The organism is Stenotrophomonas lactitubi (genome assembly GCF_002803515.1).
In the GTDB taxonomy this organism is placed as follows: domain Bacteria; phylum Pseudomonadota; class Gammaproteobacteria; order Xanthomonadales; family Xanthomonadaceae; genus Stenotrophomonas; species Stenotrophomonas lactitubi.
The window spans coordinates 3,156,542-3,178,177 of sequence record NZ_PHQX01000001.1; the positions used below are offsets into that span (position 1 = coordinate 3,156,542).

At 58.5% G+C, this 21,636-nt stretch carries 24 protein-coding genes; 8 read left to right on the plus strand and 16 right to left on the minus strand.

Annotated features, from left to right (window positions below; all coding sequences use genetic code 11):
• Window positions 1-102: 102 nt before the first annotated feature.
• Complete coding sequence (locus CR156_RS14805) at window positions 103-546, minus strand: pilin (protein ID WP_100553383.1); 444 nt, start codon at window positions 544-546, stop codon at window positions 103-105.
• A 348-nt stretch (window positions 547-894) separates the two neighbouring features.
• On the opposite strand from CR156_RS14805, the gene CR156_RS14810 reads away from it, so the two are divergent.
• From CR156_RS14810 to coaE, 3 genes are read left to right on the plus strand one after another with little or no spacing between them, the layout of a single operon-like run.
• Entirely contained in the window at window positions 895-2,154 is a 1,260-nt protein-coding gene (locus CR156_RS14810) for a type II secretion system F family protein (protein WP_100554187.1), read from the plus strand.
• Between the two features lie 8 nt (window positions 2,155-2,162).
• Window positions 2,163-3,026: a prepilin peptidase gene (locus tag CR156_RS14815; RefSeq protein ID WP_100553384.1), complete on the plus strand. Its 864-nt coding sequence runs from the start codon at window positions 2,163-2,165 to the stop codon at window positions 3,024-3,026.
• 11 nt (window positions 3,027-3,037) lie between these two features.
• Window positions 3,038-3,649 carry a dephospho-CoA kinase gene (gene coaE, locus CR156_RS14820; protein WP_100553385.1) on the plus strand — a complete coding sequence of 204 codons (612 nt, stop codon included), beginning with the start codon at window positions 3,038-3,040 and terminating at the stop codon, window positions 3,647-3,649.
• 99 nt (window positions 3,650-3,748) lie between these two features.
• Here coaE and CR156_RS14825 read toward each other — a convergent pair whose 3' ends face one another.
• From CR156_RS14825 to CR156_RS14875, 11 genes are all read right to left on the minus strand, one after another.
• Window positions 3,749-4,135: a hypothetical protein gene (locus tag CR156_RS14825; protein WP_100553386.1), complete on the minus strand. Its 387-nt coding sequence runs from the start codon at window positions 4,133-4,135 to the stop codon at window positions 3,749-3,751.
• Between the two features lie 505 nt (window positions 4,136-4,640).
• Window positions 4,641-6,011, minus strand: coding sequence for a sensor histidine kinase (locus CR156_RS14830; RefSeq protein WP_100460170.1), 1,371 nt, complete (start codon window positions 6,009-6,011; stop codon window positions 4,641-4,643).
• Window positions 5,974-6,651: a response regulator transcription factor gene (locus CR156_RS14835; RefSeq protein WP_025874286.1), complete on the minus strand. Its 678-nt coding sequence runs from the start codon at window positions 6,649-6,651 to the stop codon at window positions 5,974-5,976. The genes CR156_RS14830 and CR156_RS14835 overlap by 38 nt, the downstream gene beginning before the upstream one ends.
• Window positions 6,652-6,659: 8 nt before the next feature.
• Window positions 6,660-7,133 (minus strand): hypothetical protein, encoded by a 474-nt coding sequence (locus CR156_RS14840; protein WP_100553387.1) that lies wholly within the window; start codon window positions 7,131-7,133, stop codon window positions 6,660-6,662.
• An 88-nt stretch (window positions 7,134-7,221) separates the two neighbouring features.
• A complete protein-coding gene (locus tag CR156_RS14845; protein ID WP_100553388.1) occupies window positions 7,222-7,698 on the minus strand; it encodes a hypothetical protein in 477 nt (158 codons plus the stop codon).
• Window positions 7,699-7,953: 255 nt separating this feature from the next.
• On the minus strand, window positions 7,954-8,832 hold the full coding sequence (rimK, locus tag CR156_RS14850; protein WP_100553389.1) for a 30S ribosomal protein S6--L-glutamate ligase: 879 nt from the start codon (window positions 8,830-8,832) through the stop codon (window positions 7,954-7,956).
• 94 nt (window positions 8,833-8,926) lie between these two features.
• A complete protein-coding gene (locus tag CR156_RS14855; RefSeq protein ID WP_100553390.1) occupies window positions 8,927-9,169 on the minus strand; it encodes a hypothetical protein in 243 nt (80 codons plus the stop codon).
• A 715-nt stretch (window positions 9,170-9,884) separates the two neighbouring features.
• A complete protein-coding gene (locus CR156_RS14860) occupies window positions 9,885-10,892 on the minus strand; it encodes a ParA family protein (protein WP_341476975.1) in 1,008 nt (335 codons plus the stop codon).
• A gap of 58 nt (window positions 10,893-10,950) precedes the next feature.
• Window positions 10,951-11,604, minus strand: coding sequence for a DUF7002 family protein (locus CR156_RS14865; RefSeq protein WP_100554189.1), 654 nt, complete (start codon window positions 11,602-11,604; stop codon window positions 10,951-10,953).
• Between the two features lie 14 nt (window positions 11,605-11,618).
• Complete coding sequence (locus CR156_RS14870) at window positions 11,619-13,265, minus strand: adenylosuccinate synthetase (protein ID WP_100553391.1); 1,647 nt, start codon at window positions 13,263-13,265, stop codon at window positions 11,619-11,621.
• Between the two features lies 1 nt (window position 13,266).
• Window positions 13,267-13,806 (minus strand): AAA family ATPase, encoded by a 540-nt coding sequence (locus CR156_RS14875; protein ID WP_100553392.1) that lies wholly within the window; start codon window positions 13,804-13,806, stop codon window positions 13,267-13,269.
• A 606-nt stretch (window positions 13,807-14,412) separates the two neighbouring features.
• Between CR156_RS14875 and CR156_RS14880 the strand changes: the two genes are divergently transcribed.
• The 3 genes from CR156_RS14880 to CR156_RS14890 all read left to right on the plus strand — a co-directional run bounded on the left by CR156_RS14880 (window position 14,413) and on the right by CR156_RS14890 (window position 16,400).
• On the plus strand, window positions 14,413-14,997 hold the full coding sequence (locus CR156_RS14880) for a hypothetical protein (RefSeq protein WP_100553393.1): 585 nt from the start codon (window positions 14,413-14,415) through the stop codon (window positions 14,995-14,997).
• A complete protein-coding gene (locus CR156_RS14885; protein WP_100553394.1) occupies window positions 14,994-15,911 on the plus strand; it encodes a Kiwa anti-phage protein KwaB-like domain-containing protein in 918 nt (305 codons plus the stop codon). Before CR156_RS14880 ends, CR156_RS14885 begins: the two co-directional genes overlap by 4 nt.
• 84 nt (window positions 15,912-15,995) lie before the next feature.
• Window positions 15,996-16,400 (plus strand): H-NS histone family protein, encoded by a 405-nt coding sequence (locus CR156_RS14890; RefSeq protein WP_100554190.1) that lies wholly within the window; start codon window positions 15,996-15,998, stop codon window positions 16,398-16,400.
• A 144-nt stretch (window positions 16,401-16,544) separates the two neighbouring features.
• Here CR156_RS14890 and CR156_RS14895 read toward each other — a convergent pair whose 3' ends face one another.
• From CR156_RS14895 to CR156_RS14910, 4 genes are all read right to left on the minus strand, one after another.
• Entirely contained in the window at window positions 16,545-17,228 is a 684-nt protein-coding gene (locus CR156_RS14895) for a hypothetical protein (protein WP_100553395.1), read from the minus strand.
• 82 nt (window positions 17,229-17,310) lie between these two features.
• Window positions 17,311-18,939 (minus strand): MobA/MobL family protein, encoded by a 1,629-nt coding sequence (locus CR156_RS14900; RefSeq protein ID WP_100553396.1) that lies wholly within the window; start codon window positions 18,937-18,939, stop codon window positions 17,311-17,313.
• Window positions 18,940-19,504: 565 nt separating this feature from the next.
• Window positions 19,505-20,290, minus strand: coding sequence for a hypothetical protein (locus CR156_RS14905; protein ID WP_133120094.1), 786 nt, complete (start codon window positions 20,288-20,290; stop codon window positions 19,505-19,507).
• A gap of 78 nt (window positions 20,291-20,368) precedes the next feature.
• Window positions 20,369-20,653 (minus strand): helix-turn-helix domain-containing protein, encoded by a 285-nt coding sequence (locus CR156_RS14910; RefSeq protein ID WP_100553398.1) that lies wholly within the window; start codon window positions 20,651-20,653, stop codon window positions 20,369-20,371.
• Between the two features lie 170 nt (window positions 20,654-20,823).
• On the opposite strand from CR156_RS14910, the gene CR156_RS14915 reads away from it, so the two are divergent.
• Both CR156_RS14915 and CR156_RS14920 read left to right on the plus strand, forming a co-directional pair.
• Complete coding sequence (locus tag CR156_RS14915; RefSeq protein ID WP_100553399.1) at window positions 20,824-21,135, plus strand: hypothetical protein; 312 nt, start codon at window positions 20,824-20,826, stop codon at window positions 21,133-21,135.
• A 43-nt stretch (window positions 21,136-21,178) separates the two neighbouring features.
• Window positions 21,179-21,571 carry a hypothetical protein gene (locus CR156_RS14920; protein ID WP_100553400.1) on the plus strand — a complete coding sequence of 131 codons (393 nt, stop codon included), beginning with the start codon at window positions 21,179-21,181 and terminating at the stop codon, window positions 21,569-21,571.
• Window positions 21,572-21,636 lie beyond the last annotated feature (65 nt).

The following is a 21,636-nucleotide window of genomic DNA, read 5'->3' on the forward strand; positions in this document are numbered from 1 at the left end:
GTCCAGACATATCCCATTCCCCAATGGTCAAATGCCGAAACAAAGCGGGGGGGCATTAGCCCCCCCGCTGTACGTCACGTGCTACACGGAGTCAGCCGTGCATTAGCCACCCGTGGCCGGAGCAGCGGTACGGCATTCGGCCGGGTAGTACGCAGCCTTGCCACCGGTTGCCTTGCAGGACCACTTGGTGCCGGCAACACCGGCGCCTGCGGTCGGGGTGAAGGTCAGGGTCACGGAACCGGCCTTGGCAGTGGTAACAACACCGATCGCGCCGGAAGCATCAGCGCAGGTGAAGGACTGAACGTTGGTGGTGGCCGGAGCGGTGGTGTCAACGCCCAGGCACGAACCGGCAGCGATGGTGCCGCCATTGTTGGCGATGTTCTCAGCGACAGTCGTCTTTGCACCCGAAGCCAGGACAGCAGCTTCGGACACGCGAGCGCGGATGGTGTAGTCCTGGTAAGCCGGCAGAGCGATGGCGGCCAGGATGGCAATGATCGCAACAACGATCATCAGTTCGATAAGGGTGAAGCCCTTCTGGTTCTTCATAGTGATACATCCCCAAGATAGTGGTGGTTGAGTCAGTGCGCAGGATCGATCCGGCCATCGGCCGGCTGAGCGGGTCCTACACCCTGCGGGTGGATCAACGCAGGTTGCGTGCCAACCCCGGCACGCCTCCCCCTGGATTTCCCCGCGCCCATGATGGCAGCAATTTCCGGGATGTGAACCCCCCGGTCATCATTCTGCGACGGACCCAGCAATGTGACGCAGTGCGTCACCTTTGGTCGGCAACCGGCACGAATTCGCATTCTGGCCGGCTGCGGCTCTGCCAAGTCGGTGATGAACCCGCTACCATCGGCAGATGCCCGTCTGGGGATGGCGGGCCGGGGAGCCAACATGTCTGTCAGTCGCAGTGCGATCAAAAAAGAACCCGTGGCCCGCGCCACGATAGAGTTGCAACCGTTTGTCTGGGTCGGGACGGACAAGCGTGGTGTGAAGATGAAGGGCGAGCAGTTGGCAAAAAACGCCAACCTGTTGCGCGCCGAACTACGTCGACAGGGTATTAATCCGGGCCAGGTCAAACCCAAGCCAAAGCCGCTGTTCGGCGCAGCCGGTAAAGCCGTTGGCGCAAAGGACATCGCCTTCTTCAGTCGGCAAATGGCGACGATGATGAAATCCGGCGTGCCGATCGTGTCCGCACTGGAGATCATCGGCAGCGGGCACAAGAACCCGCGCATGAAGAAGATGGTAGATGGCATCCGCACTGACATCGAAGGCGGCTCGTCGCTGTATGAGGCCGTCAGCAAGCACCCCGTACAGTTCGATGAGCTGTACCGCAACCTGGTACGTGCGGGTGAAGGCGCGGGCGTGCTCGAGACGGTATTGGACACCGTAGCCACATATAAAGAAAACATCGAATCGTTGAAGGGCAAGATCAAGAAGGCCCTGTTCTACCCTGCGATGGTGGTGGTGGTGGCCTTGCTGGTGAGCGCCATCATGCTGATCTTCGTGGTTCCGCAGTTCGAGGAAGTTTTCAGTGGCTTTGGTGCGGAACTGCCGGCCTTCACCCAGATGATCGTCAACCTGTCCAGGTTCATGGTGTCCTGGTGGTGGCTGATGGCCATCGTTCTGGTAGGTACGTGCGTGGCCTTGGTCATGAGCTACAAGCGCTCCCTCAAGATGCAACACACGATGGATCGCCTGATACTCAAGGTCCCGGTCATCGGCCAGATCATGAACAACAGCGCGATCGCTCGTTTTGCCCGGACTACAGCCGTGACCTTCAAGGCCGGCGTGCCGTTGGTGGAAGCGCTGGGCATTGTCGCGGGCGCCACGGGCAACAAGGTCTACGAAGAGGCCGTACTGCGCATGCGCGACGATGTATCAGTCGGCTACCCAGTCAACATGGCCATGAAACAGCAGAACCTGTTCCCGCACATGGTCATCCAGATGACCGGCATCGGCGAAGAGGCCGGCGCCCTGGATGCCATGTTGTTCAAGGTTGCCGAGTATTATGAGCAGGAAGTCAACAATGCAGTGGATGCCCTGAGCAGCCTGCTCGAACCGATGATCATGGTCTTCATCGGCGTCGTCGTAGGCGGTATGGTCATCGGCATGTACCTGCCCATCTTCAAACTCGGCGCCGTCGTCGGCTAAAGGTAACAATGGCATTTCTCGACCAGCATCCCGGCCTCGGCTATCCCGCTGCGGCCGGTCTGGGACTGCTTCTGGGCAGCTTCCTGAACGTTGTCATCCTGCGCCTGCCCAAGCGGCTGGAATGGCAGTGGAAGCGCGATGCGCGCGAGGTTCTGGAAGAGCCGGACTTCTACGAGCCGCCCCCGCCGGGCATCGTGGTGGAGCCTTCGCACTGCCCGCACTGCAAGCACAAGCTGGCCTGGTACGAGAACATCCCGCTGTTCAGCTGGATGATCCAGGGCGGCAAGTGCCGCCACTGCAAGGCGCCCATCTCCATCCAGTACCCGCTGGTGGAAGCGCTGACCGCGGTGATGGTGCTGGCCTGCGTGTGGCAGTTCGGCTTCGGCTGGCAGGGCTTCGGCGCGATCGTGCTGACCTGCTTCCTGATCGCCCTGTCCGGCATCGACCTGCGCACCCAGCTGCTACCGGATCAATTGACCCTGCCCCTGATGTGGCTGGGGTTGATAGGCAGCATCGACAACCTGTACATGCCCGCCAAACCGGCCCTGCTCGGCGCCCTGCTGGGCTACCTGTCGCTGTGGTCGGTGTGGTGGCTGTTCAAGCAGCTGACCGGCAAGGAAGGCATGGGCCACGGCGATTTCAAGCTGCTGGCCGCGCTGGGCGCCTGGTGCGGGATGAAGGGCATCCTGCCGATCATCCTGATGTCGTCGGTGCTGGGCGCCATCATTGGCTCGATCTGGCTGTACAGCCGTGGCCGTGACCGGGCGACGCCGATCCCGTTCGGCCCTTATCTGGCGCTGGCCGGCTGGCTGTTCTTCATGTGGGGCGAGCCCCTGTTGAACCAGTATCTGGTGATGAGCGGGCTGCGCTGAGGGGAGTCCCCATGAGCCAGTATGTGGTTGGCCTGACCGGCGGCATCGCCTCGGGCAAGAGTGAGGTGACCCGGCGCTTCGAGGCGCTGGGGATTGTTGTGGCCGACGCCGATCTTGCCGCACGCGCGGTGGTGACGGTGGGCAGCCCTGCCCTGTCCCTAATTGCAGAGCGCTTCGGCGCGGACATGCTGCTGGCCGACGGCAGCCTGGACCGTGCCCGCCTGCGGGCCCACATCTTTGCAGACCCGGCCGAGCGGGCGGCTTTGGAAGCAATCACCCACCCGGCCATCCGCCGGTTGATGCAGCAGCAGTGCGAGCAGGCCGCCAGCCCCTATGCGCTGGCGGCGATCCCGCTGTTGACCGAAGTGGGCGGACGAACGGCCTACCCGTGGCTGGACCGGGTGCTGCTGGTGGACGCGCCCGAGGCCGTACAGCACGCCCGACTGATGCAGCGCGACGGCATCGACGCCGCGCTGGCCGACCAGATGATCGCCGCCCAGGCCAGCCGCGCGCAGCGCTTGGCGCTGGCTGATGACGTGGTGGTCAATGATGGCCATCCGAATGACTTGCAGGCGCAGGTGGAGCGCTTGCATGCTCGATATCTGGGGTTGGCAGTCGGGTAAGCCGGCAGGTCTACCGGCTCCGACCGAACAGGCATCCACGCATGGCGTGGATCTACTTCACCAGTACCGCGCGAACAGGCATCCACGCATGGCGTGGATCTACTCCAGCTGCTGGCGGGCGTAGCGGGCGAGTTCGCGGGCGGCCAGCAACAGGCCTTCCACTACGTCCGGCGGCAGTTGCTGGCCTGCACTGCCCTGCACCCGTGCCGCTTCGGCGGCGTGCAGCATCTGGATCAACGCATTGAGACCGGCCAGGGTGCGGCTGAGGCTGGCCAGGGTTACCGCTTGCGTCGGGGTGAGACCGGCGCCCTGCCGGGTCTGGCCATCGGCGTTGTCGCGGCCATCCATGCGTGCCATCAGTGCCGGCAGCAGGTCGCTGGGTTCGGCCAGCACGTCTTCGATGCGTTCGGCGATGTCGGCCGGCAGCTGGTCGGCGGATTCGCCGACCAGGCGGCGCAGGTTCGGATAGGTGGTGCGTGTAGACATGGCAGTGCTCCTCGCAGACGGCAAGGCCACCCGCAGATGCGAGGTGGCGGACGGTGCGGGTTGGCGTACCGGATCACAACAATCAACAAAACACTCCGGCGGACTCTTCAAAGTCCCCACGCACCGCCCGCCAAAGCAAGGGCATCGCGGTGCATTTTCCATGACGGCCTTCGGCGCATCAGAGGTTTGTTGATTGTTGGGTCGATTTCAGGACGCCAATCCCGGCCAGGGCGATGACCCCAGCCATGCCATCTCGCCAGCTGCATGCAATGCGGTCATGAGGCGAAAACGCCAAGCGGGCCAACCGTCTGCGGAACCGTGCGGTGTGACACGCACAGGGCGCGGAGTGCGTCACGCAGGTGTCGTGCGGGGCCAGAAACGCCGCGCCTTCGCGAAAACTGCATTGGCGTTGCATGCGACATTTCGCGCCGAGTGGGAGATTTCGACGACGGATGGATTCGTGCCGACCAAGGTCGGCACCTACCAAAGGAGCAGCCAGAATGAATTACAGCGGCTTCGGCGAGAACGTCAGGGTGGCGATCACGCCACGGGCGCCGCCCGGGCGCACGCTTACCTGCCAGCCGTACAGGTCGCACAGGCGGCTGACGATCGACAGGCCGATACCGCCGCCCTGCGAATGACCGGCATGGGTGCCGCGATAACCGCGCTGGAACAGCTTGGCGGCATCTTCCTCGCTCAGGCCCGGCCCGCTGTCGGTCACCGATACGGCGTTGGCACCCACATGCACGCGGACTTCGCCATCCTGCGAATACTTCACCGCATTGCCGATCAGGTTGCCCAGCGCCACCGACAACGCCGCTTCGGGGGCGTCGATGACCAGATCGCGTTCGCCATCCAGATGCAGTTCCAGCGGCTTGCCACCCAACTGCGCGCGATGCGCATCCAGCAGCTGTTCGGCCACACGCGCCACATTGCTGCTGCCCTGGCCGCGTTCGTTGCGCGACAGCAGCAACAGCGCGCCGATCAGATCGCTGCACTGTTGCTCGGCACGTTGGATGCGCTGCAGGCGCTGCAGCACCTTCTCGTCCAGGCCCGGGCGGGTCAGCAGCAGCTCGGTAGCGCCACGGATCACCGCCAGCGGCGTACGCAGCTCATGGCTGACGTCCGCATTGAACTCACGGTCGCGCTGCACCACTTCGGTCAGCCGCGAAGAATAGTCATCGAGCGCCTGGGCCAGCTGCCCCACTTCGTCATCGGGGAAGCGCGGCGCCAAGGGTTCGGGGTCGCTGGTGCCGCCACGGTACGCACGCAGGCGCGCGGCCAGATCCGAGACCGGCTTCATCACCTTGGAGGCCGACCACCAACCCAGCACCAACGACAACAGGCTGAACACCAGCACCGACAGGAACAGCGCGCGGTTGAGCTGCTGCCCACCGCGAACGCTGTCGGTCATGTCGTAGGCCAGGAACGCCCAGGCATCAGGGGTCTTGCGCACGGCCAGCTTGTAGGAATAGCGCTCTCCGCGCTCGTCCACACCGCCCATGTTGTACAGGCCGTCCTTGAACTCGTACCAGTCCGGCTCCTCCTCGCGCAGCGCCTCGAACTTGTCCGGCTTGATCAGGCGCGCGCGCATCTGCTGCACCGGCAGGTCGGGGTTGCGGTCCGGGCTTTCGTAGTAACGCCGCACGTACTCGCTGATGTTGCGGTTCATCACGTCTTCCACCAACTGGTTTTCCACCCGCATGCGGGCCCAGTTGGTGGCAAACGCGAACAGTGTCGTCAGGCAGAAGCCCAACAACACGAACGAGACGATGATGCGGCTGCGCAGACGCCGCCGATAAGGCGTGCGCCGGCGCTCCCCCTTGCTTGCCACAGAATCAGGCTTCCGGCGTGGCGATGCGGTATCCGATGCCATGGCGGGTCTGGATCATCGGCACTTCAAAGGGCTTGTCCACCACAGCGCGCAGGCCATGGATGTGCACGCGCAGCGAATCGGAGTCCGGCAGCTCTTCGCCCCAGACACGGGTTTCCAGTTCCTGCCGGGTGACCACGGCCGGGGCCGCTTCCATCAACGCCTGCAGGATCTTCAGTGCGGTCGGGTTGAGCTGCAGCAGCTTGCCCTGGCGACGCACTTCCAGCGTGTCCAGGTTGTATTCCAGGTCACCGGTTTCCAGCACGCGGGTCTGCACGCCCTTGCCGCGACGCGACAGGGCGTTCAGACGTACTTCGACTTCCTGCAGCGCGAACGGCTTGATCAGGTAGTCGTCAGCACCGGAATCAAAGCCAGCCAGTTTGTTGTCCAGCGAATCGCGCGCGGTCAACATCAGCACCGGGGTCTGCTTGCGTGCTTCGTTGCGAAGCTTGCGGCAGACCTCGATACCGTCCATGCCCGGCAGGTTGAGATCCAGGACAATCGCGTCGAACTCGTGCACGACAGCCAGATGCAACCCGGTCACTCCGTCGGCAGCGAAGTCCACGGTGTGGCCCCGGTCCTCCAGGTAGTCGCCCAGATTGGCCGCAATGTCGCTGTTGTCTTCGATTACCAGGATTCTCACTGTCACCTCTAATTGACGAATTTACCGACGCGCTGGGCCTGGCCCATGTCGCGCTGTGCCTTGTCCTTCTGCCGAGCACGCTCGGCGACGGTCATGCATTGCGTGGACGACATGTTGGAACCGATGGCCTTCTCACGTCGGCATATTAGACGACTATCTTCACGCGCCTGTGTCAAAACGGTGTTCACGACCTGCTGATCGTTGAAGACCTCAGTTCGTACCGATTCAGGCATCGCCTCCCTGGTCGGATACTGCTCGGCGGCGGCACGGATGCGAACCAGGGTCTCACGGACCTTGCCGCGCTCTTCCTGGCGCAGCTCGGAATAGGTTTCGCCGTCGTTGAGTTCGATCTCGATGCGCTCAATCTGCTGCAGCAGCGGCTTGCCCGGCAAGAACACCTCTTCGGCACTCTTGGCCGCTGCCGAGGCAGCAACCAGCACCAATGCCGAAACCAGAACCGCTGATATCACTGGATGCTTCATACAAACGAATCCCTGTCTGAGGTGAACGCCGACTGTATGCGGATGCGCGCTCTGCCAGCAAGTGCTGGCCGGCAGGGTGCAGGCGGCCCTAAAGCTTGGAATCCGGATTCAAATTGCTATTGGTGCGCTGGTCGTTGAGCAGGGCCTTGCCCTTCTCTTCGATACGTCGCCGCTGGGCGACGGTCAGGCAGCGGCTCTTGGGCATATTGCTGCCCGTAGTGCGCTGGTATGAGCAGATCTGGCGACTGTCGTCGTGGGCGCGCGTGAGGATGATGTTGACCCGCTCCTGATCGTTGAAAACGTCGTTCTGCACCTGCGGCGGCAACTCCTGGACGGTCTGGCGGTCGCCCATCCGCTGGGTGATCCGCGCCAGCGCCTGCTGGACCTGACTGCGGTCCTCGGCGGAGATTTCGTTGTAATCGCCCTGCTGCAGGGCTTTTTCGACCTGGCGGACCTGCTCGGCCACCGGGCTCTGGCGGTCCATCTGCACAGCCGCCTTTTCCGGCTTGGCCAGTGCAACGCCAGGCAGGCACAGCAACAGCACGATCATCGTGGTGCGGTACATCGCCAACCTCCCGATCCTTCGGAACGAAGGCCCAACTCTACGAGTGTCCCCGCGCGCCCACAAGGGACCCTTGGCAGGGGGGCATCGAGCATAAAAAAGACCCAGGCGGTGCACCCGCCTGGGCCTGAAGTTGTATCCCGATACCGATCCTGCTGAGAGGCAGAGCTGCGGTTCGTTGAAGGCTACGCCCGGGGCGATTAAAGCGGTGTTAAACCCGCCAACCCTGCCTGAATTAAATTTCAACCCGCTGAAATATCAAGGTTTTTTGATTTTCTCGACATGCGCGATGATGCGTGCGGCCACGTCCACCCCGCAGGCAGCCTCGATCCCTTCCAGACCCGGGGTGGAGTTCACCTCCAACACCAGCGGGCCGCGCTCGGAGCGGATCAGGTCCACGCCACAGACGCCCAACCCCAGCGCCTTGGCGGAACGCACCGCCACCTGCTGCTCGGCCCGGCTGGCCTTGGACGCCACCGCGGTACCGCCGGCATGCAGGTTCGAGCGGAAATCCCCTTCCGGGGCCTGACGCTGCATCGACGCCACCACCTGGTCGCCGACCACGAAGCAGCGCAGGTCGGCGCCCTTGGCCTCGCCGATGAACTCCTGCATCAGGAAGTTGGCATACAGCCCACGCAGGGCTTCGACGATGCCGCGCGAAGCGCTGGCCTTCTCGGTGAGGATCACACCGCGGCCCTGGGTGCCTTCGTTGAGCTTCACCACGTGCGGCGGCGGGCCGAGCATGGACAGCAGGTCGACGGTGTCGTCAGGGTTGTCGCCAAAGACGGTGACCGGCATGTCGATGCCCTTGGCCGCCAGCAGCTGGTGCGCCCGCAGCTTGTCGCGCGAACGCAGGATCGCGTCGGACGGGTTGGGCGTGCGCGCGCCCATCAGCTCGAACTGGCGCAGCACGGCGGTGCCGTAGCGGGTGACCGAAGCGCCGATGCGCGGGATGACCGCGTCTACGCCGGTCATCGGCCGGCCCTTGTAGTGCATGGAAAAGCCGTCCGCGGCGATGCGCATGTAGCAGCGCAGCGGATCCAGGATGCGTACGGTATGGCCGCGCGCGCGCGCGGCCTCGACCAGCCGACGGGTGGAATAGAGCCGGGTGTTGCGGGACAGGATGGCGAGCTTCATCGCAGTGGGATCGGTCGGCAGGCGCGCAGCATAGCGTGGCGACGTTGCGTCTGGATGATGCTGTTCGGTCCATGCGCGGCAGGGGCTGCCCAGCTCAATCGGGGCCTGGCAGCACCGACGGATATGTGCGCGCCGCTTCGCCCAGCGCCGCGATGCAGGCCATCTGGATCGCCGATCCACTGAAGGCCTCCTGATAGATCTGCCCGATCAACTGCGCCGCCTGCGGGCCACCGGCGCGCCCGAGTGCTCGAACCGCTTCAACCTGTTTGGCCGAGCCAATGCCAGCGGAAAGAAAGATCCGATGCAGCGCGGTGACGACGTCATCCCTGCGATCCATGCCGGCGTACTCCCTGAAATGAGAGCAATACGCTAGCGGAGGCCGCAGCGGCCGGACATGCGGATTGTTTGAATCTGTACGCCGTGCGCAAACGAAAAACCCCGGAAACGACAATGCCGCTTCCGGGGTCTGGATTCTGGAGCGGGCGAAGGGATGATACCCAACCCAACGCTAAGTCACTGTCCTGCCTCACGTTTCGAAGAAGAGACAGCTAAAAAAACGATACCTCAAACGATACCCCACTATATGCAGATGAAGGCCGCTACTCAAGTCACCCTCGATAGGATCCTAGCTCACTGGCTGGCACGACTGCTGCGAACTTACACAAATTCCTGACTCGGTCATCGCAAAGCTACAGCGATCATCATCAGTGGAGAGAAATCACCGCATTGAGAGCCCAAGGTATCCCTTCGCTTCATAAGCAGGCGCCGACGACGCCCGATTAAAAATATAGCAAGCATAACGGACCGCCACCGGGCAGCCTACAATCCAAATATGCTTGTTCTCGTTAGGACGAAATCCAAGATTCGGAAGAATCCAAAATAGAAAACCCGCCACCACCAAAAGCGCTGATCTCAGGCCAGGACGCAGCCATAGCTGCGACCTGGCGCGCTCCCACGAGAACTAGAGGACAACTAGGCTACAAACTAACCATTGTTGCGGACAGTTTAGGAGATGCTCGAAAGGGCCCGCCCATACGCTCAACTGGGCCCTTCTAAAGCAGCCCAACCAAAGTTTCGGCCATTGGCTCATAGAGCTCTCGTGTTTCCCGCGCTTTAGACTGGTGCGCTCCGCGCAGCCCATCGCGCGCAGTGCAATCGAAAATTGGCTTCCGCGCCTCCTGGGAATACGGAACCAAGCTATGAAGATTAGGAATTCCACCTAGATCCCAGCCATCATCTGACCAGTGCTGTACCTGACCCAGCGGTTCCAGCTTTTCAACAATGTTTTGCTGGATTGCAGCCTCAAGGCGATTTCCAAACATTGCCCAGCCCCTCGTCATCCCATCCTCATTTGACCGCATATTGTGCTGCTGGCGGACGTAGCCTAGAAACACAGGCCGGCCACTCGGAAGATCTATATCAACCGCCTGAGAAGCACCCTTGACCTGATCCCACTCCGAGCGCCACGAGACCAGTTTGTTGCCTAGGTTCTGCGTGCCGCGAATTGAGAAAAGATCGGGCGCAACAGGCACAATGAAATAATCGCAAGCCGTCAGAATCGTGCGGTTCAGCGGCCCAAGATTAGGACCCATGTCGATAAACGTTACATCCGAATCAATTTTCTCCTCCGCTGCATTAATATAGCGATGAATGGCCGTCTGCTTGCGGATGTCCGCGCTGCTCCCCCCCTTAGCCCTATTCCAGGTATCAGCAAGAACGTCTTCGAAATCACTAAGCATAGGATCACCGGGCACGATCCAAATCCCCTCATATTCCTCACTAGCAACCGAAGGGCGGCGGTCATAAATATCGCCAATACTTTCATGAACACGTTCAATATTCTTAAAGAGGCTGTTTCCGCTGGGCGACCACGCCTGCTCAATTGACTTATCGGCGAGACAATATGCCGAAAGATTGCACTGCGGATCTGCATCCACGAGCAAAATATTCTTCCCCATTCCGGCCAACACATGCGCAACGTGGTAGGTATATGTAGTCTTACCCACGCCACCCTTGTTATTAAATATACCAATCCTCAAGCTTACTCTCCCGGCGTACAATTGAAATAAACCAACAACTCATAAGCCAACAGCAATCAAGCTCTGAAAGCCCCCCAAGCTAATCACGACTCCACACTACGCCGAGCTCGTCCGAGCCCCTCATCCGAGTGACTGCCACGACGTGATTCTTGATATCAGGAACTCCATACTCAATGACCAGCTCCACAACCTCTTTTTGCGGCAATCCACTGGGACGCACGGGATACTCATCAATAGATTTGAAGATCGACGCATCACGTGGATGGGGCATTGGCCATGTATTTCCAGAATTCATGTGGCAAAGGCGGACCCGCGATGCATGACTCGTCAAAAGGCTTGATGTATCTAAAGTAAGCACATCATGCTCAAAATCTCGATACGAGTTCAGCAATCGAAGCAGTCGCTCTTTGCGCGCCCAGAAGAACACCTTCCCGTTGATCAGGCGATACCAGTCTGCGGCGCTAACATCGGACGGCAGCGCCATCTCAATTCGCTTGGGTGGCATTGGCTTTTGGTCCCGCAACACAATGTCATCTGAAAGCCCCGGATGGATTGACGCCATCTCGGGACGATGGCGATCCTCGAAGCCAGCGCGCTCTGGCCCGCTGACGTTGAGAATATCCAACGCAGCCGTTGCTGAGAGGAGCCCCCTGTCTCGAATGCTTGGCCAAGAGCCAGCATTGGCCATATGGAAAACCTGCGGGTAGCGATTTACGAGGAAGTTGATGTCCAAGTGTAACGTCCAATTCAAGATCGAGCGGTCCAATTCCTGCGATCAATGATGGATCGCAAGTCGTCAAAATCGGCATCCTTTTGGGGGAAGCGCGTGTTGATCAGCGACACCGGGGCCTGAGCGACACGCTCCACTTCCTCGATAAACTTGATCGTATCTACAGCCAGCTGGTCAAACCGCCTAGCCTGTTGATTGGCTTGATCCAGGTAGTCAACAAAAGTGAGCACAATATCGGTTGGTGCGTTCAAGTTGCAGGCTCGACGAAACTCTCGCCACTCGAACCACCCAACCCGGCGCTTCCGCCTTGTGGTTGATGTAATCTCCGCCGCGACAACATCATCGGCAACAAGCTTGGCTTTCCTGGCTACTTCCTCGAAAGTAGTCTCATTCTTCAAAGATCCAGAAACATGACCCTCTTCTCCGTCAGGATTGGCGACCCTGATGGGCGTCGTCCGTACGACCATGAGTATTTTTCGCACGCGACTTGGTGAAATCCCCGCCTCAGCCAAGCATCCCGCAACGTTCGTATCTCGTGACGTCACATAGGGGTAGGTTCCGTGGTAAAGGCTAAGAGCACTACCCTGAGTTCCTTCTAAAAGCACAGATCGACGGAAGCGATAAGCCTCTTCCAAGACCTCCTCCGTGGGTCGCAAAAAGCTAGCTAGCTCGGGGATGTGCTTGGCAAGCCTAACAGGGCTGGACAGCGAGCCCCGATGTCTAATCCTCCGAGCCTTGGCGGCACCGCTGCCGCTACCGGTCGATGCGATGGCCCCCACCACACCGCCGCCCTCCTCAGCAATATCCTCCTGCTCGATGATTGTTGCCTGAGGATCGATGAAGATGCGCTCCTGCTCGATCCTGAACTGGTGAATTTCAGCGAGCAGCTTCTCGACATTGATGGTAAAGCCTGGCCCTAGAACGAGAGAGGCCTTAGAGAAACTTGCTCCTGATGGGAGCTGATGGTGGATCGCTTTCCCAGAGGCGTTGGCGACTGTGTGCCCGGCATTGGGTCCGCCAACTCGAACGAGAACGTCATACTCGTTTGCGAGATAAGCGACAATATTTCCCTTACCCTCGCTCCCGTACTGTCCACCAACGAGCACATCGACGCATCTTACATCCGGCGAGGTGAGGAGGTGCAGGTGCGCCGCGACACGCACCAACGTGTCGCCGTGATCTGATCGAGTGGTCGAGATGCGCACGTCAGCATCGGCCTTCAGTGCATCCACCTCTTCTTCGGACAGCACATCTACCTCTTCGTAGGACGGCGCGCCTGGCGCGGCCCCGTCGCCATCCATATACGTCGCATGAAGTCTCTCCCTGGACGCGTACAGATGTACGTGCGTCAGTCGACCCGTAAAGCGGGACCTCAGTTGATTGACCACCGAAGAAGACGGTGCGCCGTCAACGACGAGCCCAGGCTCCGCCTCTCCAAGCTTCTGTACGCCCTCCAAAATCTCAGTGAGGATGGCTTGTTCAAAGGCTAAGCGCTGAGCAGTTGCGAACGACGCTGTGTCGCCGCTTTCTGCTGGACGACCAGCGCTTTGCATAGCTCTTGGAGCGTGAACGCGAAACCCATAGGTCTCTTGCAGCGCGTGGGCAAGCCCGGACTTTCCAGCACCTAGCTTTCCTGTAATGACGACAATGGCATGCTGATTCACGCTAATTCACCTCATGCACAATCATTGCGGCCAGCTCTGCTGGCGAGAGGGTGCCGACGTCGATCACCGCATCCGCGATAGCGCCCAAGGAGCGAGCACTGACCTCGTTCGGACGCGATACCGCCGCAGCGTATTGCTCGTCTGAACCGAGATAGCGTGAGCGCAGCAGCTCTTCGGTCGCACGGAGGTGAACGTGACGAACGGCGGCACCGAACTCTTGGCGGAAATAGTGAACTTGGAGAGGTTTCCGCACTGCATCTATGATCCAGCGGGACGCCGAGGGATGCGCTTTCAAGGCCTCCACGGCAACTGGCCTTACGATCCATTGAAAATTGGTATCAACGTCGAGCTGATCACCCGTAAGCTGCTGCGCGTGGCGAAGCTCCGCCACACCAAGATGGTCAGCCCCAGGAATGAAATTGTTAAGGTATGCGCTCGTGCTAATTCTTTCGAAGTCATAGATCGACGTAAGCTCTCTGGTTAGGCTTGATTTGCCTACGCCAAAAGGGCCGCTCAGCAGCAGAACTCGGCTTGCATCCATCCAGAAGACGCCCCCCGCGTCATAGTGTGATGTTGAGCACAACTAGCGTGGAGATCCTGACATGGCCTAGGTCATGTTTGCAATGGCGGTAATCTTATCCTTTAATCTTGTAGGATAAATCCTACCCAGCCCGGACCCTGACACATTTTCAGTTAAGGCGAGCCAGATCGATCTAAATGCTCGGCGGGCTTATCTCCTCTAGTGAGACTGGCGCAGGATATGCTCGTGGGCACCAGGCCTCAGGAGAGCCAGTGCCCTTCAATAGAATGCAGTCCCGATTCGTTGTTTCGGTAGCCGGTGACGCTCCTCTCGCCAGGGGAGCCGGGCTAGGCGGTCGCACCCAATGCGGGCAGGGATCAGCCACAATGTCAGACCCGCCCGAGCAAATTTTCGCGGTCCCTCGGCTGCATGCTGGTCCTGCTAATCGCTCAGACTGCGGGGCTCTATCGTTGGTCACGAGGAGATCCAGAGCTGCAAGTTGTGTGACTGCTTACTCAGGGAGACTCAGGAAGGGAGGTGGGGGCTATCACCGCTGTCTCGGCCCCTCGAAGTGCTACTCAATCAACCAGTTAGCGCCTGTCACGTCGCGACACAGCGAGGACCAAAATGCAGTTCCGGCTCGGCTCTGCCATTCTACTTTTCCTAGGCTCTTACCTACCCCTAGCGTTGATACTGTTGGTCCAAGACGTGCCCAAAGCGCTCTGGGGCACGCCCCTGTGCGCCTTGGAAAGCAGCTCTCACTGCACCTACCAGTTGCTTGAGCATCCTTGGCTTTCCCTAGGCGCAGTAGCCGCCACGCTGCTTTGTGTTGTGAGAACGATGCAGGTGACCAAGTCGGTCACGCCAGCCTTCGCAGTGCAGGTGCACGAGGTCCGGCCTGTGCCTAACGACCTGATCAACTACGTCTTCCCCTATGTCGTCTCCTTCATGGGCTTAAGCTACAGCGAACCGCAGAAGCTCGCGGGATTTGCCGTCTTTCTCATAGCGCTCTTCGTCATAACTTATAAGTCAGGTCAGATTCTGATGAACCCGCTGCTGATTGTGCTTGGATGGCAGCTCTACGAGGTCAAGATGACCCTTGGCCAGGCAAAGGTGTCGCGTGTTGCCAGGGTATTGAAACGCGGTAAGCTGCTGCCAGGGCCTCAGCGGGCCGAAAAGATACAAGACGTCTACTTGATGGGGGATCTATGACGCAGGCAGCATTTCAGGCCTTTAAGGCCTTTAATTTTGATGAAACGGAGGTTTATCTCTGGGTCTTTAAGCGAACATCGAAGTTCACTGCACGGCACGTGACGGCCGACCCGGCGCTTCAAACAGCACTTAGGAACTTTGCTAAGGCCGGACAGGCACGCGTTGTTGAGCAGGTGCCCTATTCGCACCTAGCGCAGACGAACGAGAATAGCTGCTTGTCGGTGAGTATCGGCGACACAAGCTTTGGACTCGTAAAGGAAGTTGTCGATCAACCTGAACCAGAAAACCATGTAACCGAGGAGAAGGAGCTTCTGAACTCAACGGGCTACTTGGTTAAGTTCGTTAAAGGTGATGAAGTCCTCTATGCGATGCGCCGGTCATCGAGCAACTGGAAGACAAGTTACAGCAAGAAGAACAGGCTAAACGTCTTCTTTAAGAATGGAATGCTTTCGGCTGCGGAAGAGCGCGAGTTCACGCTTGACCCCAACTTTGATATGTTTGTCCTTGGCGACAACATATGGGTGACGAACAAGCCAGGGTTTGAATCAATCCTGCAATATAAGACCCCTTACGTTGATGCATTTGCGCAACTCCGGGAATTGCCGGAGTTCGTCGCTATTTTTACGGACATGTCGCCTCTAGTTGAGCATGTTGGGAGCAACACTATTCATTTGCGGCGCATGGCGGTCATTCAAGAAAGGTCAATTTATCAAGACCCAGTCTTCCTAGCATCGGTGAAAGCAGTGGCACTCAAGAGAGGCCTTGGCATTCAATTTGATGATGAAGGCAAGATTGTCCCGACCGCAGAAAGCGCTGGCCTTATCATGCAGATCCTACTGGATCACGTCTTGGTGAGCGAGGTGACCCAACATATGTATTCAGTCATCTCTGACGCGGTTCGCATGGATGGATAGAGAAATGAGTGTAGTTGAGCATCACTTTTTCCAAGCCTCATGTGCAACAATTGCCCTCCTTTTTTAGCGGAGTCTTTCCACACTATGACCAAGCTCACACTCGACTCTATTGCGTCGGCAAAAGCCAAGCTCGCCGAAGAGCTGCGTAAGCTGGAAGAGCAGGAGGCAAAGCTTATTGAAGATGAAGCATCCGATGCTTTCCTTCAAGTCTCAGATATTCTGAGCCGCTACGGCCAGCACTTCACCGCAAAGCAGAAGGCCGATATTGCTAACCAGGTTGGCGGTTCGTCTAACGGGCAGGCTCGCCAAAAGAAGGCTTCTGGTGAAAAGAAAGCAGTCGCCCAGAAATACTGGCTGCCGCACACGCAGGAAACTTGGTCTGGCCGAGGCCGCACCCCTCGCTCGTTCGTAGCGTGGGAAGGCACGGCGGCCTATAAAGAATGGAAGTCCAATCACCCTGATGAGAAGTTCCCCGCGTATCCGGGCTGATTTTTAGTGAGACGGGCTCTGTCTAAGCGGAGCCCGCGCCTTTGGACAGTAGTCTCAGCAGAACGCTCTGCAAAGCCTGATGGGTATACGCCCAACTCCGCCCCCCCCCTCTTCCACGCCGCTGTTCAGCTCAAAGACCTAGGGCTAAACCCGCAAGCCAAGCGTCGCTTTGACTTCCAGCAGAGCAAAGTCCAACGTCTGATAGACGACACGGACAGCAGCTGCATAACCAACTGCGACCACAAACAGCCCGATGAACGAGATTGCGGCAGCAATGGTTGGGAAAAGACTCGTCTCCAAAACATCCCGGGCAACAGTCGGGGAAAGCACGCGTGCCGTGGCAAGCCAGAACAAGGCGCCCCAGACGATGCCAATGAAGACGTTGAACCGCGCTATTCGCTCGGTCGTTTGCGTTTTTACGAGCTGCACCCCAGACGACAAGCGCTCCAAATCCCCCTGATCTTTCACCAGGCCCTCGATGGCGCCAGCAAGCTCTCCAACGGACTTTGCGGTGACACCAGCAAGGACCGTGCGAGTAGGAAGGCCAAAGTAGACGCTGATAACGCCCAGCGTCAGCGCGGCGAGGATCATGACGGGATTGAAAGCCCGCTCAACAAGGCAAAGACCGGCCACGATGATCGACGTCAGGACGAAGACCCAGAGCAAACGCTTCCAGATGATGCCGAGGCCACTCATGATCAACCACGGGCCGACTAAGAGCTCCTCTGAGAGGGCACGTAGTGCGTCTTCCTTCGTTCGAAGCGGTCGCCGATTGACGACCGCGTATTCGGCGAGCCTGACCGATGACCGGATCTTCTCGAACTCCATTTCTGCCCCCTCCTTATAGTCGTCAACGCAGCATATCCAAATATTGATGATGCTTCTCACACCTGTGGCAGGTGGATAGGAATCAAGGGGCGAAACGGGGACGCCTGATCTTCAGCTCCCAGTTCCCTGCTTGCTGCGCCGCTGACTCATCTGCTTCGTTCCTCGTCACATCAGCGCTTGGAACCTCCAATTTCGGCACTGCGAAGTTCTTCTCCAAGCTTTTGCAGGCGTCCGTCATCTTCTGGCGTGCCTGATTGATCCGCCAATTTTGGATGGCGACAATCCGAGGTGACACATGGACCTTTGATCGGGCTAGCGCCCTTCGCGCTCGAATGGCAGCTTGGCTGGTCGGAGCATCTCCATGCTCAGAAAGCGCTGCTTGGGCATTCAGCACCTCCATGCGGGCCCGGTAGGGCCTGATCACCATCCGCGCGTAGGTGCTTACCGCCTTTGCTAGGGACTCGGTGTCTTCAAACAAGAACGATTTGTTCGCATAGCTGTCGACACGACGGCAAACCAAGGCCGAGTGCGCTTGCTGGAATTCGGGCTCGATTTGGATGCCAGGAACAAGGCGCAACACTTCCAATGCCTGTTGGGCAACTTCGCGCTGCGCTTCCAACCAGTCTTCGATCAGCTTCGCCTCAGCGTTCAACATCTCCGCGTCTTTGCCTGTTGACCGGGCTAAGCGCGCAACCCGACTCAAGTGTCGTGTCTGGCCGCTGTAAGCGGTATGGATGCCCTTGGGCATCGAGGCACCCGCCAATCGGCTCTTGGCCTGGCTGACAGGGTTACCCGTCGCGTCCCGTGCGGGCAGACCAGCATCGCTATCCTTGCCTAACTGCTCCCTTCGGAGTTCGCGCAAAGCTGCTGCGTGAGTGTGGTTGCTTGGGGTGTCGTGGAGGATGCCCCCACTTAGCTTCATGTGTGCCGTCAAGATCCGACTGAGGGACATCGCGGCCTCTCTCCCACCGACACCGTGTATCTCTGCGGTGAACTTAGACTTCCGCTGGACAGCAACTCTTGCCTTCCCAAGGTGACGGATTGGCTTGCGGGTGAGGGTTCGTGCGCGCTCAAAGTCGCCTTGGAGTGCAGCGTCCCTGGCTTGGGCCCTGAGTGACCGGTGATCCACCCGACTCTTGTGTCCGGCCATCGCCAAGTGTCCATTGATCACCTGTTCGATGTCTTTCCTAATCTGCCGTAGCGCACGTGTTCCGCCCCCTTGGCGAGCATCAAACTCGGCACATGCGCGCTCGCCTAGGCCATCAGCGCCCACTTTGCGGGCAGACATCAGCAAGTGGACGTGGTGGTTGCGTTGATCGCCCTGTTTGCTCGGCTTATGCACAGCCACGAGGACAGCGACTTGAAAGCGATCCACTAGAAGTTGCCCCAGCGCAAGAGCGAGCTCTTGGCGCTGATCAGCAGATAGGCTATGGGGGAGAGACACTTCGATCTCCCGGCAGACCCTGGCATTCAGGCGCGTTTCGGCAGCCTCATTGGCGTTCCAGAACTTCTTGGCATCCAAGCACCAACTGGGAGCGCCTCTGGGCGCGAGCATCTGGTGGAAGGCCACGCCGTGACGTCGGGAGTAGTTATGACCGAGACCGGTGCCGACGTCTAGCACGTCAAAGCCAGCTCGGTAGGCCGCTGCAGCGACTGACGAGTCCCCCTTTCCCCGGCTGAAAGATTTCATAGTTGCGTGGTAGATCGCCATCTTGGAACTCCTAGATTGATTTGAAAATCTAGGAAAAGGGCGAAACATTTCTTGTCTAGGCCTAAATAGCAGGCAATTTTGAGCGTTTGGTCACAGGGTTTCTTGCTTTGTTGATCAGCGAAAGCGGATCAACGAGGTGGCCCAGCCACCGCAAAACGCGCCGAGAGGCGCAGCACGGAATTTGCGAAGCAAAATCCATAAGTGCGCTATTGCATCGCCTTCACAGAGCACCGCCCTCCGCTTCGCCGATCCTCCGCTTCAAGTCACACATGCGGCATCGACCTATTACGCTTTCCCCTAATTCGAACGACCATTGAAATCCTGGTTGCATAAATAATATTTCTCTTTATATTCACTTAACAGCCAAGGGATTTTTCAATGAGCGTTAAAACAAATAACAGGATTATTGCCAGCATCGATAGAATCCTAGACAAAATCACTGACCGCGCGCTTTACCTGATGCAGCCCCATGTCACTCTTGCCTACGGGATAGTGGCGCTCCTATTACTCTGGATTTTCTTGCTCTTTATTCCTCCACCAACTTTGCCGCTTCCGTAGCGATGCTCTACCAAAGTCCTGCCAAAATTTTTTCGATCTCGCTTGTCCCATCACGGTAGATCACATAGCACCACCAGCAGAAACCGGCAGTGGAGAGTATCAGTAGCGCCCAAGCAAACATCCAACCCGCACGATTCAAGCAGTTGCTGCCTTCCGGAGGCCTTTTCCATTTTTCCGAGCGCAGTCCCCAGAAGAACATCGCGCTAGCAAGTCCAGGCGGGAAAAATAGAGCCGCAAGCATTGCACTGCCCTTGTTTTCCGTCATTACGAAAGCAGCAAGACCGCCCATTAGAAGGAACATCGATGCCTTGTAGCAAAATGCCTCAGGCTTATTCTTAATAAAAGATGGGAAGCCCTTTAAACGCGAATCGTCACCAGAAAAATATATACCCATCCCAGCAACTATCGCCGCCAAAATAGGCAACAGGTATGCCATGTAGAAGGCAATGCGCCCTGCGCGCCAGAACACTATCGACCCAACAATCCCAGTAAGCAGAAAGATGCTCATAAGGTAGGAAAAAAACGTCAAATACTTTTCTGGCGTGGGCGCATTTTCGTCGCCCCCCTTCTGTTCATTGTTGACTTCATCTCTACTGTCGTCCTGAGCCTTCTTCTGCTCGTTTCGCAATGCCGCAAGATCAACGCCTAAATCGACGATCTCGTCGTTCTGCTTTTTTTCTAGCGCCGCGAGCTTCATCCTGAGATCGGCGAGTTCACCATCACGACACTCAGGAACTCTCAGGAAGCTACGAAAAGATTTTCTGAGATGTTCGCTAAAATTCGTTCTGCTCATTACACGCTCCTTGTTAGCAATTTTCCATTGTCAGCCGCAACAGAGAAAGTCAGTTTGAGTCAGGGGGCAAGCTCTAAATTAACGTGCGTTCCTTTTCTTAACCCCAGCCAACACCTCCCTCTGCTCCTTCACCGGCAGAGACGCGAATTCCTTAATAAGTTCAGCAAGCTCCTCCGTCTCCGCATATAGATAGGCTAACGACACCCCTAAGGCTTTCGCCATCTTCTGGGCAGTCTCCGTATCGCAATCGTGCACAGCCCGCTCGTATCGGTTGATCCGAACACCTGCAACGTCCTCCGGCAGTCCCATCGCCACCCCTAGTGTCTTCTGACTAATCCCGAGATCCCGCCTCAGCTTTTTCATACGGAGGGCAAAAATTTCTCGGGCACTGCGGGCGTTAGGAGCATTCATGCCCCAAGGATGAACGTAAGCTACGTTGCTCGTAAATTACGTTGCCCGTAGCATACGTTTATCGTACTCTTTGCCCTGTAGCAACCCGGTCTTGCACTGCCCACCCTCTCAAAGGACCCGTCATGTTGAAGTCTCGCCTTGCCGCCATTGGCGCGCTGATCGTCTCTCTGGCTGCCTGCTCCGGTGGTGGGCCCTCCCACGACGACCGTCAGAACGCGTTCCTGCAATACGTCAAAGACAACAGCAACGACAAGGCCAAAATCAGGGATTTCGAAAGCGGCAAGTGCGTCAAGGCCGAGGGGGCGCCGAGCTACAACTGCGCGGTGGCGAGCAATGTGATGGCAATGGACCGGGACTTCGGCCACGAGATGGATGGCGTCTACGCGTTCACTGAGGTCGGTGACACCTGGAAGATCACTGGCCGCGTCCAGTAGTCCTCTGATCGATCCGTCCCTACCCCCTCTCCCAGGACATCCAATGACAGTTGGCACCTTCCTCTTCCTGCTTGTCCTGAGCGCAGCCGTACTGGTCGCCATCGGCACCAGCCGAGCATTTCAGTCCCGAAGCCAGCGGGAGGCCTTCGGTCGGGACTTTGAACGCTCCTACTACGGTGCCCCAGGCGGCTTGGCGATGTCCGTCGAGCGGTCCAGGTTGAAGATCCGTGCTCGCAATGCAGTCAAGATCTACCCGCTGGCGGATGTGCGCTCGTGGGAGAAGCATTGGCACAACTCAAAGCGTCAGGGGACGCTGATTGTGAGTGTCCGGGATACGGATCACCCCGTGTGGTCCATCCCGTTCCAAAGCGAGAACGAGATGAATCAGTGGTATGAAGTCTTGAATCAGGCGATCAACGAGGGTGGAAAGCCCTGATTCCGATTTGCAGGCAACGCTCGATCTTGACCGCAATGCGTTTTGTGCTACGAATCAGGGAACTC